Below are 17,082 nucleotides of genomic sequence, written 5' to 3'. Positions count from 1 at the left end.
CGGGCCTTCGGGGATGCAATGGCCTTTGACATGGTTTTTGCGAACCGGCTAAACCACGATTTTTGGGGATTCAGAAGTCAGGAGCCGCGATGCTGGCGTCTGCGGCGTAGCGTGCGTTCCCACAGTTCAAAACTCAGCTCGCTGATGAGGGCCAAGCCCGCAGCGGGCAGGGCGCCGGCGAGCATCAACGCGCTGTCGTTCAGGGCCAGACCCGTGACAATGCGCTCGCCCAGGCCTCCTGCTCCGATAAAGGCGGCAATCGTGGCTGTGCCTATGGCAATGGCACAGGCCGTGCGTAAACCGGCGGTGATGGTGGGCATAGCAATGGGCAGTTCCACCCAGCGCATCAACTGGGGCTTGGTCATGCCCAGGGCCAGTCCTGCATTGCGCAGGCCTGGTGCTACCTCTGCAAGCCCTGCGCAGGTGTTGCTCAGAATCGGCAAGATGGAATAGGCCGTCAGCGCCACCAGGGCGGGCGCACGGCCAATGACGCCCATGGCGGCAATCAGCACGGCCAGTAACGCCAGCGAGGGAATGGTCTGCATGATGCCGGCCAGGCCCAATGCCAGTGCCCGCAGGCGCGCGTGGGGAAACAGCAAAATCCCGGCGGGAATGGCGATCAGCGCAGCAATGCCCACGGACAGCAGCACCAGCAGCAGGTGCTGGCCCACGAGCAGGCCCAGATCATTGGCCGCCAGCCGCTGCCAGAGCAGGGCGGCAAAGCTGGGGGGAGTTGCGGCTTTTTTCGCAGCGTTGGCAGCGGCCGCATTTTGTGATTCGGGATGCAGAAAGCCCTGTGCAATCTGCGCAAAGCCCATACCTTGCAGCTCTGCCTGGGCGTTCATGGCAATCATGGCCTGTTCGTTGATGCGACCTTGCAGCGATTGCAGCGCGGCCCAGGCAGCGGGCTGGCGCTGAGGCAGGTCGGCGCGGTACAGCAGCACAGCATCGTAGTGCGGGAAGTAGTTCAGGTCGTCCTGCAGCACCAGCAGACCGAGCTGGTTGATCTTGGCATCGGTGGTGTAGATGTCCATCACATCCACATGCTGCTGGCGCACGGCTTCGTAGGCCAGGCCGTGGTCCAGGCCCTGCGGCCTGGATTGCAACTGGTAGCGCTGGGCCAGCCCTTGCCAGCCATCGGCACGGCCCAGAAATTCGTTGGACAGGCCAAAGCGCAGCTCGGGGTGAGCCGCCAGATCGCTGAGGCGTGTAATACCCAGGCGCTGGGCCACATCGCGGCGCATGGCCAGAGCATAGCCGTTGTTGAAGCCCAGTGGCACGCCAACCGCCAGCCCTTGAGAGGCAAGGGCGCTGTTCAGCTCGGCCAGCGTGGCTTTCGATGAATCCTTGATGATTTCCTGCGCAATTGTGCCTGTGTACTCGGCATAGACATCAATTTGGCCGGAGCGCAGCGCGCCGTGAACGATGGCGGTGTTGCCCAGGCCCTGACGCAACTGCGTGCTCACGCCCGCCTGCTGAGCCGTCTGTGCCACGATTTCGGCCAGGATATAGCTCTCGGTAAAGCGTTTGGAGCCTACGCGCAGCGCTTCGGCCTGCGGGCTCTGGGCCATGAGCACAGCGGGCATCAGCAGACACCAGGCCACCAGGGCGACAAGCAGTCGTTGGGCAAGCTTCATTGGTTCACTATAGCAAGCGGCCTGCGAAGCTTGTTCGGCGCGCTATGAATTGAGAAGCTGCTTGCGTTGTATCTGTCTCAAATTTGAGATAAATGATTCTGAATATGGCTGTTGACAAGCGCAAGCAGCTTTCAAATAGATAGCGAGAAGCAAAGCAAAACACCCCGTAAGCGAGAGCTTCGGGGTGTTTTGTCTTTATCGCCTGCGCCGTTAGCTCAGGCTCGGGTGGAAAGTTCGGGGTTGATCAACCGCCGCGTGTCACCGGCACTTCGGCGTTTCTGCCGTAGCTGCCGTATTTGCCCAGCTCCCACTTGGCAATAGCGTTGCGGTGCACCTCGTCGGGACCATCAGCAAAGCGCAGCGTGCGGGCCGATGCATAGGCATAGGCCAGCGGGAAGTCGTCACACATGCCGCCGCCGCCATGCACTTGCATGGCCCAGTCGATGACTTCGCAGGCCATGCTGGGGGCAACAACCTTGATCATGGCAATTTCGGTGCGCGCCACCTTGTTGCCGGCCACGTCCATCAGCCAGGCGGCTTTGAGGGTCAGCAGTCGGGCCATGTCGATCTTGCAGCGGGCTTCGGCAATGCGCTCCTGCGTGACGGTTTGCTGGGCCACGGTCTTGCCAAAGGCTGTGCGAGAGGAGGCGCGCTTGCACATCAGTTCCAGCGCACGCTCGGCCAGACCAATCAGGCGCATGCAGTGGTGAATGCGGCCCGGGCCAAGGCGACCCTGGGCGATCTCGAAGCCGCGCCCTTCGCCCAGCAGGATGTTGCCAACGGGCACGCGAACGTTCTCAAAATACATCTCCATATGGCCATGGGGCGCATCGTCATAGCCCATCACGTTCAGCGGACGTGCGATGCGGATGCCCTTGGCATCGGCTGGGATGATGATCATGCTCTGCTGCGAGTGCTTGGCCGCTTCGGGGTCAGTCTTGCCCATGGTGATGAAGACCTGGCAGCGAGGGTCGCCCGCGCCGGAAATCCACCACTTGTGGCCGTTGATCACGTATTCGTCGCCATCGCGCTCAATGCGGGTGCAGATATTGGTGGCGTCGGACGAGGCCACTTCAGGCTCCGTCATGGCGAAGGCGGAGCGAATCTTGCCTTCCAGTAGGGGCTTGAGCCAGCGCTCTTTCAGCTCTGCGCTGCCGTAGCGGGCAATGGTTTCCATATTGCCAGTGTCGGGGGCAGAGCAGTTGAAGACTTCGGAAGCCCATGGCACGCGGCCCATGATCTCGGCCAGTGGTGCATATTCCTGATTTGTCAGGCCTGCGCCGTGATAGCCCGAGGCCTCGGCGCTGTCCACTGGCAAAAACAGGTTCCACAGCCCGGCGGCCTGCGCTTTGACCTTGAGCTTTTCAATGGTCTGCAGCGGTGTCCAGCGCTTGCCAGCGGCGGTGTTGGCCTGCATCTCGTCGGCATAGTCTTTTTCTGCCGGGTAGATGTGCTCTTCCATGAATTTGAGCAGGCGCTGCTGGAGATCCTTGGTTTTTGGCGAGTAGTCGAAGTCCATGAAAGCTCCTTTTATTGTGGGACAGGCAAATGACGTGACGGTTGAAGAGATTCAGCTGCGCTGGGCAAAAGACCAGGCCAGCTCGGCCATGGGGCGGGCGGTGTCGCCCGAGGCTTTGGCCTGCGCGCTGGAGGCCGTGCCAGCCTCCACACGCTTGGCAATGCCTTGCAAGATGGCGGCAATGCGGAACATGTTGTAGGCCAGATAAAAGTTCCAGTCGCGCTTGAGCGCATCCACATCCTGGGTGCCAGTGCGTTCGCAATAGCGCTGGATATAGTCGTGCTCGGCAGGAATGCCCAGTGCCGCAATATCCAGGCCCGCAATGCCTCGGCCTAGCTCGGCGGGGATATGCCAGCTCATGCAGTGGTAGCTGAAATCAGCCAGCGGGTGGCCCAGCGTGGACAACTCCCAGTCCAGCACGGCAATCACGCGCGGCTCGGTGGGGTGGAACATCAGGTTGTCCAGGCGGTAGTCGCCATGCACGATGGAGACGCGGCTTTCATCCCTGGCGCTGGCGGGCATATTGGCGGGCAGCCAGGCCATGAGCTTGTCCATCTCGGGGATGGGCTGGGTAATGGAGGCGACGTACTGCTTGCTCCAGCGGCCAATCTGGCGCTCGAAGTAATTGCCGCTCTTGCCATAGTCGGCCAGACCCCGCTCCGCAAACTTCACCTTGTGCAGCGCCGCAATCACGCGGTTCATCTCGTCATAGATCTCGGCGCGCTGCGCGGGCGTCATGCCGGGAAGAGACTGGTCCCAGAGCACACGGCCTTCCATGAACTCCATGATGTAGAAGGCGCGGCCGATGATGGACTCGTCCTCGCACAGCGCATACATATGAGGCACAGGCACATCGGTGCCTGCCAGACCCTTCATCACGCGGTACTCGCGCTCAATGGCGTGGGCTGAGGGCAGCAGCTTGGCCACCGGCCCGGGTTTGGCGCGCATCACATAGCTTTTGCCGGGCGTGAGCAGCTTGTAGGTCGGGTTGGACTGGCCGCCCTTGAACATTTCCACCTGCAGCGGCCCTTCAAAACCCTCTACATGCTGCTTCATCCAGCCTGTCAGCGCATCGGTGTCAAAAGCATGCTGACCGGAAACAGCGCGGGTGCCGACAAAATGGTCAAAAGTGCTCATAAAGTCTCAGTCCTTTGTTCGATTTGTGAGAGGTGCACGCAAGCCGCCACGCTGCGCCAGGGCGCAGCGAGCGATGCGTGAAAAGGGGAGGGAGTTGCCGCAGAACGCGGCAAGAGAAAGGGAAGCACGCGCCAAAACTGGCGTGGCCCCACCCAAGTGGCAGCAAGCAAGAGCCGCCTCGCGGCGAAGCTGCCGTCCCCCTTGGGGGGACGCCGCAAAGCGGCTCAGGGGGGGTTAATGATCCGTGTCGGCGATTCGCAGCAACACCGCCCGATTCCGCACCACCAGCCCACCGGGCTCGATGCGAATGACTTCCTCGCGTTCCATGGATTTGAGTTCCTGGTTCACGCGCTGGCGCGATGCGCCCAGCAACTGGGCCAGCTCTTCCTGTGCCAGATGCAGGCCAATACGGATCTCGTTGCTGTCCGACAGGCTCATCACGCCATAGCTGCGCGTCAGGTGCAGCAACTGCTTGGCCAGACGGGCGCGCAGCGGCAAGGTGTTCAGATCTTCCACCAGGCCGTAGAGCTGGCGCACGCGGCGTGCATTCAGTCGCAATATGGCGTCGCTGAATTCCGAATGTTCGGACAGGATGCGCTTGAAGTCCGCCTTGGAGACGCACATCAGCGTGGTCTCGCCATGGGCATAGGCATCGTGCGTGCGCCTGTCGCCGTCCAGAATCGCCACATCGCCAAACCAGATGCCCGGCTCCACATAGGTCAGCGTGATCTGCTTGCCCGTGATGGAGGTGGAGCTGACACGTACGGCGCCGCGCGCACAGGCGATCCATTCCTCGGGAGGTTCCCCCCGGGCGCAGATGAGCATGCCATCTTTGAATCGTTTGACGTAAGCGCATCGAAGAATGTCGTGCCTCAGAGAGGGCGAAAGGGATGAAAACCAGCGACCAGAGTTGATCGCCTCACGTTCTTCCATACTAAGAATCGGTTCGTCCATGTTCTGTCTTATGCGTGACTGGTAACCGGCCCATTGTCGCGTGTGGGACCGAGGCTGCCCAAGTTGTCGGACCTGGGATTGTCACGGAGGCGTCAAGTTCGCTGACGCGCGAATTCCTGCGCTGCAGCGGGATATGACTTGAGAGCGTTGCTGGGTCTTGCCTGAGCTGCCTTCGGTGGCCAGGAATTACACTTCTGCATCGCCTTTGTTTCTTGTGGTTACATGCGCTGGTTCAGCCTTTTCAACGCCCTCTGATGCCGGATGGCAGATGCAGGGCGCCAACAGGCGGCTTCGCTCTTTTCCCAAGGTCATCATGGTTGCCAAAATTCTGGTCGGCATGCTGTGTGCACATCTGCTGTGCTTTTCAGTCATGTTTTTGCTCATCAGCAAGCGTCTGCACTCCCGAAAAATGGGTATGGACTTCTTTGCTGTGGGCAACTTTCTGCTGGGCAGCGCCTATGTGCTGCAACTGGTGGAAGGCGGCCCGGCCTGGAGCGCGATGAGCGTGCTCAACCACACACTCACGCTGGCCTCGCCCGTGGCGTACTGGCTGGGGGCCATGCGGTTTTTTGGGCATCCCGTGCCCTTGCTGCGCCCGCTGCTGGTTTTTGCGGCGGCCTATAGCGCCGTGCAGGTGCTGGTGCAATGGAGTCTGGGGCCCGTGGCGCGCTACGCCATGCTCTCGGGCATGGCGGCGGCGCTGTTCTTTGTGATGGCGCTGACGGTGGTGTATGGCGTGCGCACCTTCGCCAGGGATTTGTATGGCGAGATGGTGTTCTTTGCCGTGCTGATCTGCGGCATCTGCGTGCTCAACGCCATCAAGTTCTACAAGCTGGTGACCGGTGGGCTGGACGCAATGCAGATGGACCAGCAGTTTCAGCTGGTCTTCTATATCTATATGTCGTTTCTGGCCACGGTGCTGCCGCCCTCCATCGTCTGGCTGGTGCTGCGCCGCCTGACCGACGATCTGCGCAACATCGCCGCCCGCGACCCCTTGACCCAGCTGCTCAACCGCCGCGGGCTGACCGAAGCCGTGCAGCGCTACTTCCTCTCGCGCAAGGCAGAGCCTGTGCACCTGCTGATTGCCGACGTCGATCACTTCAAGCGCATCAACGACAGCTACGGTCATCTTGCGGGTGATGCCGTGCTGTGCAAGGTGGCTGAAGTTCTGCAGAGTACTGTGCGCCGGGGTGACTTGGTGGGCCGTATTGGCGGCGAGGAATTTGTTGTCATCAGCCTGGAGACCGATGCCGCTGGCGTGGCCCAGCTGGCCGAGCGCGTGCGTGCTGCGGTAGAGGCGCAGAGCATACGCATCAAAGGGCTGGACAAGGCATTGCAATGCACGGTCACCATTGGCATTTCCAGCCGCTTTGAAGACGCAGGCGCTGTGGACAGCGCCATGCGCCAGGCCGATGCCGCTTTGTATAAAGGCAAAGCCGCAGGGCGCAACAGGGTAGAAGTGGTGCAGCCTGCCTATAGCAATCAGTTCATAGCCAGCCGAAGTGAAGCATCGGCATGAGCGATGGATTCCGTTTCCTCGGGCCTGCTTAGCGTTGAGTGAGTCCGAGAGGGCTTTCTGCCTGAACCTGCGCAGGCCTTAAAGGCGCAAAGCAAAAAAGGACTCTGAAGTAGTCCTTTTTTGATAGCAGTTTGCGCAATGTTTGAAAGGATATGAGGCGCTTCAGGCTTGATTCATACGGGCAATCAGCGCATGCGCAGCCGCCTCTGGGTCTGGTGCGTTGACCAGAGCCCGGACCACGGCCACCGAACCCACGCCAGTGGCACGCACGGAAGGGAAGAGGTCTGCAGAGATACCGCCAATAGCCACCAGTGGGTATTGCTTCATCAGGCGCACATAGGCCGCCAGGCGCGACAGGCCTTGCGGGGCGGTGGCCATTTTTTTGAGCGTGGTGGGGAAGACCGCACCCAGCGCGATATAGCTGGGTTGCACCGCATGGGCGCGCACCATTTCAGCATAGCCGTGGGTAGAGACACCAAAGCGTGTGCCAGAGGTGCGAATCGTTTCCAGATCCCGGTGGCCGATCACATCCAGATCTTCCTGACCGACGTGAATGCCGTAGGCGCCCGCATTCAGCGCGGCCTGCCAGTGATCGTTGATGAAAAGGCGCGCGTTCGTGCCCTTGACGGCTTCGACCGCGGCTTTGACCTCTACGGCCACGGCGGCCTTGTCATCCGACTTGAAGCGCAGTTGCACTGTGGGCACACCAGCGCGGGCCATGCGGCCCACCCATTCAGCCGTAGGCAGCACGCCGTACAGGCCCAAGTCACGTGGGCAGTGGGCAAAGGCTTGTGCGGGGTCTGCGCCGCTCAGGCCAAAGTCGCGGGGCTCATCGGGCCAGTGCGTGACGTCGAACTGGTTGGTGTGCTCGCTCTGGCGCTGCCAAGCCTGAGCCAGGCATTCGGCATCCACCGCAATAAAACCCAGGCTGCTGCAGGCCTGTAGCGCCGCCAGATATGCGGGCTCGTGGCGCATGGCGGGCGGCACGGGCTGGGGTGTCAGCTCGACCGAGTTGGCATCGTGGTGCAGCTGCGCGCCAAAGGTGGCGCCATGCTGGTGAACAATGGCTTGTGCCAGTGCCTGAATTTCTGCGGTGTCCATGGTGGTTTTACTCCTGGTGCCAGAAAGGGGTGCCCAGCACGGGGGTGCTGGGCTGGGCAGCGGTCTGCTCGGTCATGGCGCCTGCGCGATAGGCGGCGTGGCCGGCGTTGACGGCGTCAGAGAACGCACCGGCCATGGCTACGGGGTCTTCAGACAGGGCTACGGCGGTGTTCAGCAGCACGGCGTCATAGCCCCATTCCATCACGGTGCAGGCGTGCGATGGCAGGCCCAGACCCGCATCCACAATCAGCGGCACGTTCAGGCGCTCGCGCAGCATCTTCATGGCATAGGGGTTGACGGGGCCACGGCCTGTGCCAATGGGCGCAGCCCAGGGCATGACGGCCTGGCAGCCCACGTCCACCAGTTTCTGGCACAGCACCAGGTCATAGGTGGTGTAGGGCAGCACCTGAAAGCCGTCCTTGATAAGGATGGAAGCGGCTTCGACCAGGTTCAGCGTGTCGGGCTGCAGGGTGTAGTCGTCGCCAATCAACTCCAGCTTGATCCAGGGTGTGTCAAACACTTCACGCGCCATCTGGGCGGTGGTCACGGCCTCCTGAATGGTCATGCAGCCTGCGGTGTTGGGCAGCACGGGCACGTTGAGCTTGCGCAGCAGCTCCCAGAAGCTGGCGCCGTTTTCAGCGGCATCGGCGGCATTGCTGCCCTGGCGGCGCAGGGATGCTGTCACCATCGCGGGCTTGGAGCGCCCAACAGCCGCTTCCAGAATGGCAGGCGAGGGATAGCGCGAAGTGCCCAGCAGCAAGCGGCTTTCAAAGCGTTGGCCGTAGAGAACCAGGGCGTCGTCGGTAGTTTTTGTATTCATGTCTTGTCTATGTTTTTGTGTGCTTCACAAGTAGCGAAGCAGTGCACGGACTATCTAGTGAGCGTGATTCAAGCTAAGGATGCCGAGCAAGAGCCGCCTCGCGGCGAAGGCATCGTCCCCCTTGGGGGAAGGCACGCAGTGCCACAGGGGGTTACCCTCCTGTTACGGGCGAGATAACTTCCACCTTGTCACCCTCATTCAACACATGGGCCGTGTACTGGCTTTTGGGCACAAACACGGTGTTCACCGCCACGGCAAAGGGGGGCTTGGCCTGCATCTGTGCCAGCGCATCGGCGACGGTGGCGCTGGCTGGCAGTTCGGTGGCGTTCTGGTTGAGGGTGATCTTCATGGCTTCAAAGCAGAAAAATAGGCTGGTGCTAACTTAAACCGCCGCGCGGGGCTGCTTGTGCGCGCTGCGGGTGCAAGTGCTGTGCGCCAAAGTTCAGGCTCGTGCATCAGGCGCGGTGAATGGCAACGTCAAACTCGCGGGCCAGTGGCGAGTCATTGTGGTCGATCAGCTCCAGCACCACATCCAGCATGGCGGGCGAGATCATGAAGCCGTGGCGGTACAGACCGTTGACTTCCATGACGCGCGGGGCCAGCAGGCGCACGGCGGGCAGATTATCGGGCAGGGTGGGGCGGCACTGGGTGGCAATCTCCACAATCCGGCCCTCGGCAAAGCCGGAGTGCACGGTGTAGGCGGCAGACAGCAGCTCCAGTGTCGAGCGCACGCTGGCGGGCGACATATCGTCGGATTCGATCTCGGTCGCGCCAATCACAAAGAGGTGATCTTCCTTGGGCGCGATATAGATGGGGTAGCGAGGGTGAATCAATCGCGTGGGGCGAGCCAGCGTCACTTCAGGCGCATGAATGCGCACCACTTCTCCGCGAATGCCGCGCAAATCCTTCCACTGGGTGCGCGCACCCAGACCACGGCAGTCAAAGACAAAATCGGGCTGGTCAGCCTCGCCGGGGCGGAAATCACTGATCTCGCGCGGGCTGTGCCAGTGCAGGTTCACGCCTAAAGTGGTGAGCTTGTCCACCAGCGCGGCCAGCAACTGGCGGTTGTCCAGCTGGCCCTCGCCGGGCAGGTACACGGCCTGGTTGAAGCGGCCTTGCAGCGCGGGCTCACAGGCGTGCAGATCAGCCCCCGTCTTTTCTTCCATGGCGGGCAGGCTGGGGTTGATGCGGCGGTTTTTCTCCAGCAGGCCAAAGAAGCGGGCGGCATCGGGCTGGTCCTGGCGGTGCCAGAGAATCAGCGTGCCGTTTTGCTGCAAAAACACATGCTGGTCGAGCTGGCCAATCAGCTCAGGCCAGCGGGTGAGGGCGTGCTGCCCCATGCGCACCACGCCGGGCTCGGTAATGGCGGATTCGGCCAGCGGGGCCAGCATGGCGGCGGCCACACGTGCGGCAGCGCCATCGCCTTCGGGGCCGTGGGCGTCGTAGAGATCAATCTTGTGACCGCGCTGGGCCAGCGCCAGTGACAGCAGACGGCCCATGAGGCCGCCGCCCAGAATGGCGATCTTGGAAGAAGCTTGTAGCAGTGACATATGCAAATCGTTTTTCAGCCGTGCACATGGCCCATGGTCATATGCAGGACAAAACGTGGCATGCCTTTGCAGCTTGTGAAACTCCCCACGCCAGCATGACCTGGATCGGGTGCAAGGGCATTGCCCCAGGGTGTTTCTCAGTCCGCACAGGCTGTTTTGCCTGCGGGACACCCCTGTTTCGTCCGTCAGGCATTACAGCACAACCGCAAACACTGTGTATTGACTATGCGCATGGGCGATAATTTTTAGCCATGACAGTGACTGCTTCTTCCCCCACCTCTGCCGCAGCGAAAAAACGCTATGCGCGCGTTCTCTCCATTGCTGGCTCGGACAGCGGCGGCGGCGCTGGCATTCAGGCCGACCTCAAGACCTGCGCGGCACTGGGCTGCTACGGCATGACGGCCATCACCGCCATTACGGTGCAGAACACGCTGGGCGTGAGCGGCATTCACAGCATTCCCCTCGATACGGTGCGCGGCCAGATTGATGCCGTGGTGGAAGATATTGGCGTGGACGCCGTCAAGATCGGCATGCTGGCCACGCCGGAGGTGGTGAGCGTGGTGGCCGATGCCATTCGTCGTCACAGCCTGAAGAACGTGGTGCTGGACCCTGTGATGGTGGCCACCAGCGGCGACCGTTTGATTGTTCCCGAAACGGCGCAGGCACTGGTCAATGAGCTGTTTCCGCTGGCGACAGTGATTACGCCCAACCTGGATGAAGCCGCTTTGCTGCTGGGCCGGGGCATTGATGGCATTCCGGCGCTGGATGCGGCCGTGGCCGATCTTCTGGCTATGGGCGCGCCCGCCGTGCTGCTCAAGGGCGGGCATCTGAATGGCGATGTGGTCATGGATGTGCTGGGCCAGCAAGGCCAGGCGGCGGCTGACTATCTGCGCCTGCAATCGCAGCGTATTGCCACGCACAACGGCCATGGCACGGGCTGCACGCTCTCGTCGGCCATTGCGTCCTACCTAGCGCAAGGGCTGGCGCTGCCCGAAGCGGTGGCGCAGGCCCGTCAGTACATTCTGGGTGCGATTGAAGCCGGGGCCGATGTGTACACCGGCCAGGGCCATGGCCCGCTGAACCACGGCTATGCTCCGCGTGCGCAGCTGATTGTGCAGGGCTGATCTGCACAGCGCTGACAGCAAAAAGGCCTGCAATGCAGGCCTTTTGCGTTGTTGTGGTCCTTTACCAGCCCCAGACCAGACTTTGGGCCACCCAGCCGCTTTGGCCGCTGCTGCGCTGCACCTGGGCCCAGCTGCCTTGTTTTTTCAGCGTCTGTACAATTTCGTACTGCTCCAGCTTGCCCACGCGGCCATGCTTTTGGCCGGGGCCAGAGCGCAGATTGGCGGTGCGCGCTGTCACCACCATGTGCGGGTTCTTGGCGGTCAGCGGGGCGTGAACCCAGCCCAGCGTGGCTTCATAGTCCTTGACGCGCAGCCACTGGCCTTGGCGTTTGACGATTTGTAGCGGATAGCCCTTGCTCAGCTCCCACAGAGTGGATGAGCGGGTGGTGGGCTTTTCGCGTACGTTGACGCTATTGCCTTTGATGCTGACGTACTCCTGTGCCTGAGCGGCGACGGGCAGCAGGCTGCTGGTGATAACGGTCAGCGCGACGGCGGCGGCGCTGATCCAGAGGGCTGTGCGGCGTTGTTGACAAGGCACGAGGCAGATTCTCCTTTTCTTCCATAAAAACATGCTCTACCCCGCGTCAGACTTGCGTGGTTAGCTATAGTTCCTGTAGAAAGCTGACAGGAGAGTGCATGACCTACTCAGGTCATGCAGCTGTCACGATTGCCGGTACGGTATTACTGCCCTTGCGACTCCTGGGCAGGCATTTCAATAAACTCGCCGTGAGAGAGGGGCGCGCTGCTTTTCTGAAGCCTGCTGTTTCCCCCGGTGTCCAGCCGCACCGAATAGGCGGTGGCACGCCCGTTGGCTTGGGCCAGAACATTCACGTAGTGAAGTCCTTTGGACATGATGGTCACAGGAACATCAACGGTTGCTTGGCCCATACCGTCAAGTTGGACGCGAGATGGGGCTGTTGCATCGATGCGCACCTGCCCCTCTGCCTCGTAAGCCAGGCTCACTTCCTTTATGTTGGGCGCAGCCTGGAGCTTCAAGTGCACCACCATGGGGCCGACAGAGACAGTCTGGCGTGAGGTAGGTGTCGTGATGGAAATCAAGCTTCCAGGTTTGCTTCGTGGTGCAGGGGCGATCTTTGAGGAGGATGCCCCCACATTCGCAGGGCCAGGTTCATGTGCGCAGGCTGGAAGTGCCGTGGAAACTATGGCGAAGGCGGTAATCGTGAAAAAGCGGGAGGATGAAATGGAGTGTTTCATAATATTTACTCCTTGTTCGCTTGAATCATGTAGCAGGAATTGAATTTTTTGCTGGAATCTCCCTGGAGAATCAGCCCGTCTGAGAAAACCATTCGATGATCACCTTTATCAAAATCTCGAGTGATCGATAAATTATTGTCCACGTCTCCGTTGGAGAAAATAATTCCATGCTCAGAATTTGGAAGCGCAATTCCGGAGGGATGCATGTCAATACGATATTTCCCTTTTTCTGCAATTGCCAAGCGCAGGAAACGGAATTGATCAAGCTTGTTTTCTTCCTCTGGATATGAGTATGAATTAGAAACACAAACTTCGACGGGACTGGTATTCAATGAAATATAGACTGGCTGTTGCCCATTTCGGGTTGGTGTTTGGTAGAAGGCAGAATTTGCCCAGGGGTCTACAGCTTCAAGTCGGGGTGTGTTGATGCTGTCCAGCAAGGCATTTACTGCTGCAAAGGAGCTGGTTGGAAGGTGGTTTTTCAAACCTGCTGCAAATGTGAAGATGCTGGTATAGGCGGGTGTGACTCGTTGTTCATTGAGCATGGTACGTACAGTTGCAACCCACCCACCAGGATTTTGAGCAATTTGGTAGACGAAATATTGCACAGAGGGTTCGCTATACCAGCTGCGATCATCAGTTGATGTCGGGAACTGGGCGACATCCATGTAAACTCCAAGGCTTTTTTGCGCCGTTCCCATAGTGTCTATATAAATGGGGTCGCTACGAATGACGCCGGCTAGGCCGTTACCCCAGCCTTCCCCCCACGAAACGCGCATATCCAGAGGGTCTACAGAATCTTCCGGGGCTCCATGACTCCCGCCTATATGGTCGGAACGAGAAAGCTTGCTTTCAAAATAATGACCCCATTCATGTACGATCACCCCTGTGTCAAACTCATCCGTATCTGAGTTGGCCTTGCCGAGAATATAGAGGCCCTCGTCAGATGCATCTGAACTCCAGTGACTGGTTTCAATATCTCCATCTGATTTTTTCCCGTCGCTTGGTCCATTGTTAATGCTCCAGTAAATATTCAGTGCAGGAAATTGAAGATCAGGAACCTCTTGCCTGAATTTTTGCATTGCTGTATAGGCTTGATCCAGTATTGAAAATGGGGCTGCACTGCGTGCAGCCGCATACTTGCCGTTCAGCCAGCCGGAGGCTGCGTGCAGGTTAAGGACCTTGCTGGCTTCATCCATGTTTTGGGAAGAGCTGACTAATGCATAGACTGGAGCGGTATCTGGCTTTATTGCATAGGCTGGCGCAGTGTTGTCGCGCACGGCCACGTCCCAAGATCCGGTCTGTAGCAGTCGCGCCTGTACGCGGATCTTTACCTGGCTCCCTGGTTTTAACTCCAGCTGATAAGCCCCTGTTTCGTCAGTGTGGGTGCTAGCAAGCACGGAGTCTGAGGCATCGTAAGCTTCAACGACAGCTCCTCGCACCGGTAGTTTCTTGGTGGATGCATAGTCCAGGCCATTTTGTGTCGCTGGAACGGAGTCGTATGTGACAGTCCCTGAGAGTTTGGAGACTGTAGGGGGAGCAGGAGGTGTTGGAGTGTTGCTGGATCCTCCCCCCACCGCCCCCGCATCCAGTGAGACCTAGCCATAAAACGCAGATGCCAATTTGTGCGGCACGGTGCCAAATGCGTTGTTGAGTCATCAAAGCCTCCTCGTCGTTAGTAGAAGAAGAAGTGAATTTCTTACCCAGTAGTGACGGGGCACTGCATGCGATACAGCTTCTTTACCGATTAGAGCGATTGCTGTTTCGATTGGGAATCACTGAAATTGGGTATTTTGATTTTTCAAATCATCAAGGCCATCGCATCTCATATTTCAGAATGAGGTGCGACGGGCATTGTGGCAGGCATTGTTTTAACTGCGGGATGTCGGTCGCAACTGCAACTGGCGCGTGGCAGCGGCCACCACAAAAGTCAGCACCAGCGTAGGCAGTGCCGAGCCCATGGCGGTGCTCAGATACGGCAGCAGGTGATAGAAGGCAATGCCCAGCACCCAGATGGCTACGGCATCCCAGCGAACGGCGGGGGCGTTCTGCATCAGTTGAACCGCATCTGCGCCGCCTTGGGGCAGAAAGGCCAGGCGGCCCAGCATCACGCCAAACAGCGGCACAAAGCAGGAGCTCAGAATCAGCAGAAACGGCTCCAGGCTGTGCATGGGCAGCACCATGGCCAGGGCTGTGCACAGCGCGGCAATCAGCAGGCCCCAGCGGCGAATGCTCCAGCTGGGCAGGATGCTGTGGGCCGACATGGCGGCGGAATATGAGTCGCCATAGGCATTGTCCACCTCGTCGATCAGCACCAGCGACAGCGCAATCAGGCCGCCTTGCGCCAGCAGCAGGGCCGTGACCAGGTCCTGGCTGGGCAGGGTCAGCGCCACCAGCACGCCCAGCGAGTAGCACCAGATATTGGCCAGGGCAAAGCCTGTCCAGGCGCCGGTCAGGGCTGATTTACCGCTTTTGCCGTGGCGGGCATAGTCGGCCACCAGCGGCAGCCAGCTGATAGGCATGGCGATGACCAGATCCATGGCGCTGAGCATGCTCATGCTGCCGTCGCCCTGGCGGCTCATCAGCGATGCAAAGCCTGCGGCGCTGGCCATGCTCAGAAACTGCCAGCTCAGCCACAGCAGCGAGAGAATCACCAGCGGCAGCGCCACGCGAGAGACGATGCGGCGCACCAGGGTGACCATGGAGCCGCTCATCAGCAGCAGGATCACGCCGCCCCAGAACAACGTGGCCAGCCAGGGCCAGTAGGCCGCTGTCATGCTGCCGCCTTGCTTGCCCAGCGCCACGGTGGCGTCGCGCATCACCACCAGCTCAAAGCTGCCCCAGCCCAGCAGCTGGATGATGTTCAGCACAATGGGCAGATGCGCAAAGTGACGGCCATAGACGCTGTGCATCAGCCCGGCGCTGGACAGGCCGCTATCGCAGCCCAGCTTGCCCACCCAGCCCAGCAGGCCCGCGCCCACAAAAGAGCCCAGCGTGATGGCGGCCAGTGCCTGCCCGGGGCTGAGTGCTGGCAGCAGGTATGCGCCCATCTGCATGACCAGCAGGCCCACGCCCAGACTGAACCAGAGCGAGGCATGGTCGTGCCAGGCAAAGACGCGATCCTGCGCGGCAACCGGGGCCAGTGCCTGGTTGGCAGGGGTTGAAGAAGATGAATTCATGAATGCTCCGCCAGAAAAACGAAGCAGGGGCCGCAGGGCGTGCGCTGATAGCTATGAATTGAATAGCGTTTCGTGGCTTGGCACCGTTGACAGCTTCCCTGCGCGAGGATGATCTCGGGCAAAGCCGCTTGGCTTTGCGCAATCAGGTTCAAAGGGACTCTCTCAGTCCGGACGCCAAGTCCGGGCACCCCCAGCATGGCTGCAGCCAGGTCAGACCCCGCTGCAGCGAGCGCGATTGTGCCAGAGAAGCCCCGTGCAAGGCAGGGTGTGGCTGGGCAAAGCTGTGTTGCAAATACTTGCAACTAAAGTGCGCCGGATTTAACCCCATTGGCCCGGCTGCTGCGTTTCAGCACAGGACAAGTCTGTCGCAACGGAACTATCAGGAGATAACAACCATGTTCTCTAATCGCACCGCCCCAGCCACCCCCGGCCTTTCCATCACGCGCAGCCGCCTGCTGCGTGCGTCCTTGATCTGCACCGTGCTGGCCGCCAGCGTTGGCAGTGCCAGTGCATGGATACGCGGCAATGAGCGCCACCGGGTGGCGGATATCAGCATCGTCGAGAGAGCCACGGGGAAGGTGCTGCCGCTTTATGCGTTTGAGGGTGAGCTGTGGGTGGCTGGCCGGCCCGGCGCCAACTACGCCGTGCGTGTGCGCAGTCTGGAGGAGCGCCGCATCATGGCAGTCATCAGCGTCGATGGCGTCAATGTCATCACCGGCAAGACTGCCAGCGCCAAGGCGGAAGACGGCTATGTATTCGATGCGGGCGACAGCTACGACGTCACCGGCTGGCGCAAGAGCAATGACAGCGTGGCCGCTTTCTACTTCTCGCAAAGCGATATGTCCTACGCCAGTCGCACCGGCCGTCCGAAGGATGTGGGCGTGATCGGCGTGGCGCTGTACCGCGAAAAGCTGCCAGAGCCGGTTTACAACGGCCCGATCTATGAGCCTTCCATGAAGGAGTCTGAGGCTGTGGCTGCTGATGCAGCAGCCCCTGCCCCAAGTGCCAGCAACAAGAGCAGCACTGTCAAGCGTGCACCCTCGGCCACGCCGTCGCTGGGTACAGGCCACGGTGCGGTAGAAAGCTCGCAAGTCACCCAGGTGGATTTTGAGGCCGATACCGACAGGCCCCGCCGCGTTGTGCGCATTCGCTACGACAGCTATGCCAACCTGGTTGCCAAGGGCGTGATTCGCGAGCCACGTCCTCGCCCGGCCGCGCCACGCAGCCCCAGCGCATTCCCGGCAGATAGCGGCTTTGTGCCCGATCCACCACGCAACTGAGGGCCGTGTCGCAGGCCTGTTCGCACAGGCCCGCGAAATTTGCTTAA

Annotated in this window: 15 protein-coding genes; 3 read left to right on the top strand and 12 right to left on the bottom strand. The window is 60.3% G+C overall.

Features of this window, described 5'->3' with window-relative positions; translation table 11 throughout:
* Positions 1-77 precede the first annotated feature (77 nt).
* The 4 genes from JDW18_RS13605 to JDW18_RS13590 all read right to left on the bottom strand — a co-directional run bounded on the left by JDW18_RS13605 (position 78) and on the right by JDW18_RS13590 (position 5,247).
* Positions 78-1,637 (bottom strand): ABC transporter permease/substrate-binding protein, encoded by a 1,560-nt coding sequence (locus JDW18_RS13605; protein ID WP_343216752.1) that lies wholly within the window; start codon positions 1,635-1,637, stop codon positions 78-80.
* 244 nt (positions 1,638-1,881) lie between these two features.
* Positions 1,882-3,156, bottom strand: coding sequence for an acyl-CoA dehydrogenase family protein (locus JDW18_RS13600; RefSeq protein ID WP_218239973.1), 1,275 nt, complete (start codon positions 3,154-3,156; stop codon positions 1,882-1,884).
* Positions 3,157-3,207: 51 nt separating this feature from the next.
* Positions 3,208-4,293, bottom strand: coding sequence for a phosphotransferase (locus JDW18_RS13595; RefSeq protein WP_218239972.1), 1,086 nt, complete (start codon positions 4,291-4,293; stop codon positions 3,208-3,210).
* A 234-nt stretch (positions 4,294-4,527) separates the two neighbouring features.
* The gene (locus JDW18_RS13590; RefSeq protein ID WP_218239971.1) at positions 4,528-5,247 is read right to left on the bottom strand and encodes a Crp/Fnr family transcriptional regulator; all 720 of its coding nucleotides are present in this window, start codon (positions 5,245-5,247) and stop codon (positions 4,528-4,530) included.
* Between the two features lie 313 nt (positions 5,248-5,560).
* Here JDW18_RS13590 and JDW18_RS13585 point away from each other — a divergent pair, with 313 nt between their 5' ends.
* On the top strand, positions 5,561-6,766 hold the full coding sequence (locus JDW18_RS13585) for a GGDEF domain-containing protein (protein ID WP_218239970.1): 1,206 nt from the start codon (positions 5,561-5,563) through the stop codon (positions 6,764-6,766).
* 162 nt (positions 6,767-6,928) lie between these two features.
* On the opposite strand, the gene JDW18_RS13580 is transcribed toward JDW18_RS13585, so the two are convergent.
* The 4 genes from JDW18_RS13580 to JDW18_RS13565 all read right to left on the bottom strand — a co-directional run bounded on the left by JDW18_RS13580 (position 6,929) and on the right by JDW18_RS13565 (position 10,237).
* On the bottom strand, positions 6,929-7,867 hold the full coding sequence (locus JDW18_RS13580; RefSeq protein WP_218239969.1) for a thiamine phosphate synthase: 939 nt from the start codon (positions 7,865-7,867) through the stop codon (positions 6,929-6,931).
* A 7-nt stretch (positions 7,868-7,874) separates the two neighbouring features.
* Positions 7,875-8,687 carry a thiazole synthase gene (locus JDW18_RS13575; RefSeq protein ID WP_218239968.1) on the bottom strand — a complete coding sequence of 271 codons (813 nt, stop codon included), beginning with the start codon at positions 8,685-8,687 and terminating at the stop codon, positions 7,875-7,877.
* Positions 8,688-8,838: 151 nt separating this feature from the next.
* Positions 8,839-9,036 carry a sulfur carrier protein ThiS gene (gene thiS / locus JDW18_RS13570; RefSeq protein WP_218239967.1) on the bottom strand — a complete coding sequence of 66 codons (198 nt, stop codon included), beginning with the start codon at positions 9,034-9,036 and terminating at the stop codon, positions 8,839-8,841.
* Between the two features lie 106 nt (positions 9,037-9,142).
* Positions 9,143-10,237, bottom strand: coding sequence for an FAD-dependent oxidoreductase (locus JDW18_RS13565; protein WP_218239966.1), 1,095 nt, complete (start codon positions 10,235-10,237; stop codon positions 9,143-9,145).
* Between the two features lie 251 nt (positions 10,238-10,488).
* Between JDW18_RS13565 and thiD the strand changes: the two genes are divergently transcribed.
* Positions 10,489-11,361, top strand: a complete 873-nt coding sequence (gene thiD, locus JDW18_RS13560) for a bifunctional hydroxymethylpyrimidine kinase/phosphomethylpyrimidine kinase (RefSeq protein ID WP_218239965.1) — start codon at positions 10,489-10,491, stop codon at positions 11,359-11,361.
* Between the two features lie 61 nt (positions 11,362-11,422).
* Here the strand turns inward: thiD and JDW18_RS13555 are convergent, their stop codons facing one another.
* The 4 genes from JDW18_RS13555 to JDW18_RS13540 form a co-directional block, all read right to left on the bottom strand.
* Positions 11,423-11,899, bottom strand: coding sequence for an SH3 domain-containing protein (locus JDW18_RS13555; protein WP_246609918.1), 477 nt, complete (start codon positions 11,897-11,899; stop codon positions 11,423-11,425).
* A gap of 143 nt (positions 11,900-12,042) precedes the next feature.
* Positions 12,043-12,576, bottom strand: a complete 534-nt coding sequence (locus JDW18_RS13550; protein ID WP_218239963.1) for a hypothetical protein — start codon at positions 12,574-12,576, stop codon at positions 12,043-12,045.
* A 5-nt stretch (positions 12,577-12,581) separates the two neighbouring features.
* Positions 12,582-13,976, bottom strand: coding sequence for a hypothetical protein (locus tag JDW18_RS13545; RefSeq protein ID WP_218239962.1), 1,395 nt, complete (start codon positions 13,974-13,976; stop codon positions 12,582-12,584).
* 471 nt (positions 13,977-14,447) lie between these two features.
* Positions 14,448-15,755: a purine-cytosine permease family protein gene (locus JDW18_RS13540; protein ID WP_218239961.1), complete on the bottom strand. Its 1,308-nt coding sequence runs from the start codon at positions 15,753-15,755 to the stop codon at positions 14,448-14,450.
* 395 nt (positions 15,756-16,150) lie between these two features.
* On the opposite strand from JDW18_RS13540, the gene JDW18_RS13535 reads away from it, so the two are divergent.
* Positions 16,151-17,035 carry a hypothetical protein gene (locus tag JDW18_RS13535; RefSeq protein ID WP_218239960.1) on the top strand — a complete coding sequence of 295 codons (885 nt, stop codon included), beginning with the start codon at positions 16,151-16,153 and terminating at the stop codon, positions 17,033-17,035.
* Positions 17,036-17,082 lie beyond the last annotated feature (47 nt).

It is taken from the genome of Comamonas fluminis, from assembly GCF_019186805.1.
Classification (GTDB): Bacteria; Pseudomonadota; Gammaproteobacteria; order Burkholderiales; family Burkholderiaceae_C; genus Comamonas; species Comamonas fluminis.
This window is presented reverse-complemented; position numbering and strand designations above follow the sequence as displayed.

Coding starts and splice junctions, on each gene's coding strand:
- JDW18_RS13605 (WP_343216752.1), bottom strand. CDS start 1,637: ATGAAGCTTGCCCAACGACTGCTTGTCGCCCTGGTGGCCTGGTGTCTG.
- JDW18_RS13600 (WP_218239973.1), bottom strand. CDS start 3,156: ATGGACTTCGACTACTCGCCAAAAACCAAGGATCTCCAGCAGCGCCTG.
- JDW18_RS13595 (WP_218239972.1), bottom strand. CDS start 4,293: ATGAGCACTTTTGACCATTTTGTCGGCACCCGCGCTGTTTCCGGTCAG.
- JDW18_RS13590 (WP_218239971.1), bottom strand. CDS start 5,247: ATGGACGAACCGATTCTTAGTATGGAAGAACGTGAGGCGATCAACTCT.
- JDW18_RS13585 (WP_218239970.1), top strand. CDS start 5,561: ATGGTTGCCAAAATTCTGGTCGGCATGCTGTGTGCACATCTGCTGTGC.
- JDW18_RS13580 (WP_218239969.1), bottom strand. CDS start 7,867: ATGGACACCGCAGAAATTCAGGCACTGGCACAAGCCATTGTTCACCAG.
- JDW18_RS13575 (WP_218239968.1), bottom strand. CDS start 8,687: ATGAATACAAAAACTACCGACGACGCCCTGGTTCTCTACGGCCAACGC.
- thiS (WP_218239967.1), bottom strand. CDS start 9,036: ATGAAGATCACCCTCAACCAGAACGCCACCGAACTGCCAGCCAGCGCC.
- JDW18_RS13565 (WP_218239966.1), bottom strand. CDS start 10,237: ATGTCACTGCTACAAGCTTCTTCCAAGATCGCCATTCTGGGCGGCGGC.
- thiD (WP_218239965.1), top strand. CDS start 10,489: ATGACAGTGACTGCTTCTTCCCCCACCTCTGCCGCAGCGAAAAAACGC.
- JDW18_RS13550 (WP_218239963.1), bottom strand. CDS start 12,576: ATGAAACACTCCATTTCATCCTCCCGCTTTTTCACGATTACCGCCTTC.
- JDW18_RS13540 (WP_218239961.1), bottom strand. CDS start 15,755: ATGAATTCATCTTCTTCAACCCCTGCCAACCAGGCACTGGCCCCGGTT.
- JDW18_RS13535 (WP_218239960.1), top strand. CDS start 16,151: ATGTTCTCTAATCGCACCGCCCCAGCCACCCCCGGCCTTTCCATCACG.